The organism is Streptomyces katrae (assembly GCF_000966975.1).
GTDB lineage: Bacteria > Actinomycetota > Actinomycetes > Streptomycetales > Streptomycetaceae > Streptomyces > Streptomyces katrae.
The window spans coordinates 1-4342 of record NZ_JZWV01001163.1 but is presented as its reverse complement, the minus strand read 5'-3'; the positions used below and the strand labels follow the sequence as shown (position 1 = coordinate 4342).

Sequence of the window (4342 nt, the reverse complement as noted above, 5' to 3'; positions counted from 1 at the left end):
CAGTTGGGGCGCCGTGGTGATCCGCGAGCCGTCGACCGTCGCCTACCTGTGCGACATCTTCGACCAGACCTGGGACCTGGCCTCCCCGTTCTCGGCCGCCGCGGGCCAGGGGCTCGAGGAGGTGGCCCGGGAGATCCACGAGACGATCATCCGGCTGCTCGCGGCGGGGCTGAAGGACGAGGCCATCGCCCGTCGCCTGGGCATGTCGCTGCGCACCGCCCGGCGCCACATCGCCGACATCATGCAGGAACTGGGTGCGGGCAGCCGCTTCCAGGCCGGTGTGGCCGCCGCCGCACGCGGACTGCTGGACCTCGAGGGCCAGATCGACGGCGAACCGGTACCGCCTTCCTGAGCGGGTGTCACGCGTTTTCGTGTCTGTCGCGGTCGGCGGGCGTGTCGCATGCTGCTGGGATGGGAGCTGTGGAGCCGCCGAACAAGAGGTGTACGTGATGGACATGCCGGAGGAAGCCTGGGGACGGGCGGCCCCGCACCTGCGGGAGATCGCCCTGTTCCTCTCGGTCCACCTGGACCGGGCGCCGGGTGTGCTGTGGCCCGAGTACGACAATCCGGCGTTCGGTGACATCGACGACGGCGACGACACCGTCGACGCCCTCGACGCCCTCGACGCCGTCTACGACGAAGGAGCCGGCGAGGCCGAGGACGCCGACGACACCGGGGCCGGCTCGGCGGGCGGCGGTGTGTGCCCGGCGCAGGTGGACCGGTTCACCACCGAACTGGCCTCGCTGACGGGCCTGTCCGTGCGGCTGGACCAGGTGGAGACGGCCGGGGACGCCCCGGGAGCCGGTGAGGACCCGGCCTGGACCCGGCAGCCCGGGGGCCGGGAGCACCTGCTGATCCACCAGCTCGCCGGCGCGGTGACCTGGCAGCTGACCCGCACCGGCGAGAGCGGCCGGCCGGACTCCTTCCAGTGCCGGCTGCTGCCCGGCGAAGTCTTGTACGTGCCGGCCGGCTGGTCGCGTCGCCGCGTCGGCGCCCCGCAGGCCCGCTGCGTGGTCATCTGCCTTGCCGACAAGGGCCATTGACGGCGCGATAACCGAAAGAAGGGGGTGGGAGGATCGCCGTCGCGATCCTCCCACCCCCTTCTTTCGGCGGCCCCTACGGCCTGGCGGGATCAGCCACCCCAGGAGCTGTCGGCCGTGTCGCGGCCGTGGCCGCCCGGCGTGCCGCTGACCGTCGCCACCCGGCCGCCGGGCAGGACGATGTGACGCGGCGTCTGCGTGGTGCTGCCCTCGCCCCCGGTGGTGGTCGTCACGGTGGTCGTGGCCGTGTCGCCCTCGGCGGCCTGCGCGGCGCCGGCGGTGGACAGCAGCAGCGCGGACGCGGCTACGGACAGGGCGAAGACGTAACGCTTGGGCATGGGTTCCCCCCAGGAGTACGAGCGGTCAGGTCCGGGCGTGGACCACTTCGTGGGCCGTCCGCGCCGGTTGGTCGGTGCAGGACCAACCTTGCCGTGCTCAAGGCCCCTCGGAGATCGATCAGGCTGTTCATCAAGCTGCCTGGCGCGATGGTGAGGGGCCGCAAAAGCTGACTGATCGGAACTAAACGGTCATGATGCCTGCACCGCAGGGGCCGCAGACCTCAGCTCGGCCGGCGGCTCCGCGCGCTCCGCCGGCGCCCGGCTGTCGAGCTCCCGCCAGACCGGGAAGACCAGCGGGGCCAGGGTGACCGTGAGGTACAGCGCCCCCGTCCCCAGCAGCGCCGGCACCAGCCCCGCCGCGTCCAGGGCCAGCCCCGCACCGAGCATGCCCAGCGGCGTCGCCGCCAGCGCGGCGGCGACCAGCAGACCGAACACCCGCCCCCGTACCGCCTCGGGCACCCGCTCGTAGGCGACCGACATCATCAGCGGGCTCACGATCCCCGACCCGATGCCGGACAGGGCCAGTACCGCCAGCAGTACCGTCGCCCCGGGCTCGGCGGCCAGCGCGGCACACCGCACCGCCCCGACCAGGACGAAGGCCCCGACGAACACCGCGCGCCGCGGCAGCCGGTGCCCGGCCCAGCCGTACAGGGCCGCCCCGAGCAGCGCACCGGCCCCCATGGCGGTCACCATCGCCCCGAACAGGGCGCTGCTGCGCAACACCCGGGTCCCGTACGCCGGGTAGAGCACCCCGTTCAGCGCCCCGTCCAGGGCGTTGGTCAGCATCAGCACCCCCACCATCGCGCCCAGGAGCCGATCCTTGCGCAACTGCCCGATGCCGAAGCGGAGTTCCTGCGTATAGGAGCCGCGCGGTCCGTCGGCGACCGGGCGCGGTCGGGCCGTCGCCGGTACCAGGGTCGCCACGACGAGGGCGCACGCCGCCATCGCCGCCAGGTCCGCGAACAGGGTGCGTACGGGGCCGGCGGTCGAGATGAGCAGGCCGGCCAGCGGCGCGCCCGCCATCATGCCGATCCGGCGGGCCCCCTCGACCGCTCCGGTGGCCCGCTCCGCCGTGACCCCCGCGCGTTCCATCGCGCCCGGCAGCAGCAGCTGCTTGGAGGTGTCGGACGGGCCGCGGGCCGCCCCGACCAGGAACACCAGGACGATCAGCACGGGCAGCGGCAGGGCGCCCCAGGCGTGCAGGAGCGGGATCAGGCCGATCGCCGAGGCCGTCAGCAGATCCGCCCCGACGCTGGTCGCACGGACGGGCAGCCGGTCGACCACCGGGCCCGCGAGCACGGCGGAACACAGCAGCCCCAGCACCTCGGCGGTGGCGACGAGCCCCGTCCGGGTGCCGCTGCCGGTGCTGTGCAGGACGAACCAGGGCACGGCGACCAGGGTCGCCGCCATGCCGAGCGAGGAGATCCCGGAGGCCGCCACCAGGGCGCCCAGCGGGGTGCGGCGGCGCGATGACGCGGAGCCGCCGGTGTACGAGCTGGTCATACGGGGTTCCTTCCGGCACCGCCGCGCCGCCCGGCAGCCCGCGGTGGGGTCTGCCGGGCGGCGTGGTGCCCGGGGGTCGTAGGGTCAGCCGGCCATGCTCACGCGGAGGCTGAGCGGGCGCATGTCCGTCCACACCCGCTCGATGTGCGCGAGGCACTCCTCCTTGGTGCCGCGGACGTCCTGGTCGTGCCAGCCGAGCGGGACGGGCCGGCCGGCCTCCCAGAGGGAGTACTGCTCCTCGTCGTTGGCCACGACCAGGTACTGCTGCGGGGACGCGTCGTTCATGGAGTTCTCCTCGAAGGATCAGGAATGCGGAAGGGTTGGTGGTGGTGCGGGATGGGGCGGGGTGGAGCGGATCAGGAGGGCAGGGCCGCGGCCAGCAGCCCGGCCAGCGCGGCGCAGTGCGGGGGGTCCACCAGGTCGTGGTGGTTGCCCGGGACCGCCGCCCGCAGGACGCCGCCCGCGGTGCGCGCATGCCAGGCCGCCGGGTCCACCAGAGGGGTCGCGAGCTCCGGGTGCCGCTCGTCGACGGTGAAGAGGTGCAGGCCGACGGCGAGCACGGCGTCCGTGCGGTAGCCGGCGGAGGCCGCCCCGTTCGCCTCGGCGACCCGCAGCACCCTGCGCAGGGCCTCCGTGGGGGCGGTGCGGGGGAGGGTGCCCTCCGCGCGGCCCCGGCGCACCAGGACGTCGAGCAGTTCCTCCTCGTCCAGTTCGCGCGCCGAGTCGGCGTCGACCCCGGCGGCGATGCCGTACCGCAGCAGGTCCGGATCGCCCGGCCCGGCATCCGTACCGGCCCGGTTCCCGGGAGCCGCTCCCGGCGCGGCCGTGTCGATCAGGCCGAGGAAGGCGACCTCCTCGCCGGCGGCCTCCAGCCGGGCCGCCATCTCGTAGGCCACCGTCCCGCCGAAGGACCAGCCGGCCAGCAGATACGGGCCGTGCGGCTGCTCCTCGCGCAGGGCGGCCAGGTAGCGCTCGGCCATCTCGGGCACCGTCTCCAGCGGCCTCTCCTCGGTGTTGTAGCCCACCGACTCCAGGCCGAGGATCCGCCGGTCGCCCCCGGGAAGGGCGGAAAGGTCCCGCACCAGGTCCCGGTAGCAGACGACATCGCCGCCCCGCGGGTGGACGAGGACCAGCGGCGGCCTGGACGGGTCGCCGTCGGCCAGCGGGACCAGCAGCCTGGCGGCGGCCGCCCCCGCGTCCGGCAGCGCCTCGCACAGCAGCTCCACGGTGCGCCGACGGAACACCAGGTTCAGCGGCAGCTCCACCCCGAACTCCCGGCGCACGGCCGCCATCAGGGCGAACGCCTTGAGCGAGTGGCCGCCGAGTGCGAAGAAGTCGTCACGCACCCCGATCGGGGCCGTGCCCAGGGTCTGCTCCCACAGCCGCGCCATCCGCAGCTCGGTCGTGTCCCGAGGGGCGATCCGTCCCGCGCCGTCACCGCGCGCCGCGTCCGCCGACGGC

At 74.5% G+C, this 4342-nt stretch carries 6 protein-coding genes; 2 read left to right on the top strand and 4 right to left on the bottom strand.

The window, feature by feature from the left end:
- Together VR44_RS34215 and VR44_RS34210 are read left to right on the top strand one after the other, a co-directional pair.
- Window positions 1–352, top strand: a 352-nt coding sequence (locus tag VR44_RS34215) for a helix-turn-helix domain-containing protein (RefSeq protein WP_045951537.1), incomplete at its 5' end; no start/stop codon positions are given.
- 97 nt (window positions 353–449) lie between these two features.
- Window positions 450–1043, top strand: coding sequence for a hypothetical protein (locus tag VR44_RS34210; protein ID WP_157880499.1), 594 nt, complete (start codon window positions 450–452; stop codon window positions 1041–1043).
- A gap of 89 nt (window positions 1044–1132) precedes the next feature.
- Here VR44_RS34210 and VR44_RS34205 read toward each other — a convergent pair whose 3' ends face one another.
- From VR44_RS34205 to VR44_RS34190, 4 genes are all read right to left on the bottom strand, one after another.
- Complete coding sequence (locus VR44_RS34205) at window positions 1133–1378, bottom strand: hypothetical protein (RefSeq protein WP_045951535.1); 246 nt, start codon at window positions 1376–1378, stop codon at window positions 1133–1135.
- A 189-nt stretch (window positions 1379–1567) separates the two neighbouring features.
- On the bottom strand, window positions 1568–2881 hold the full coding sequence (locus VR44_RS34200; RefSeq protein WP_045951534.1) for an MFS transporter: 1314 nt from the start codon (window positions 2879–2881) through the stop codon (window positions 1568–1570).
- Between the two features lie 84 nt (window positions 2882–2965).
- Window positions 2966–3166: an MbtH family protein gene (locus tag VR44_RS34195; protein WP_030756641.1), complete on the bottom strand. Its 201-nt coding sequence runs from the start codon at window positions 3164–3166 to the stop codon at window positions 2966–2968.
- Window positions 3167–3237: 71 nt separating this feature from the next.
- Window positions 3238–4342: thioesterase domain-containing protein (locus VR44_RS34190; protein WP_045951533.1), on the bottom strand; the 1105-nt coding region annotated here is incomplete at its 5' end.

What these genes read in the sequence shown, in the direction of transcription:
- VR44_RS34210 (WP_157880499.1), top strand. Translation starts at nt 450, where the DNA reads ATGGACATGCCGGAGGAAGCCTGGGGACGGGCGGCCCCGCACCTGCGG.
- VR44_RS34205 (WP_045951535.1), bottom strand. Translation starts at nt 1,378, where the DNA reads ATGCCCAAGCGTTACGTCTTCGCCCTGTCCGTAGCCGCGTCCGCGCTG.
- VR44_RS34200 (WP_045951534.1), bottom strand. Translation starts at nt 2,881, where the DNA reads ATGACCAGCTCGTACACCGGCGGCTCCGCGTCATCGCGCCGCCGCACC.
- VR44_RS34195 (WP_030756641.1), bottom strand. Translation starts at nt 3,166, where the DNA reads ATGAACGACGCGTCCCCGCAGCAGTACCTGGTCGTGGCCAACGACGAG.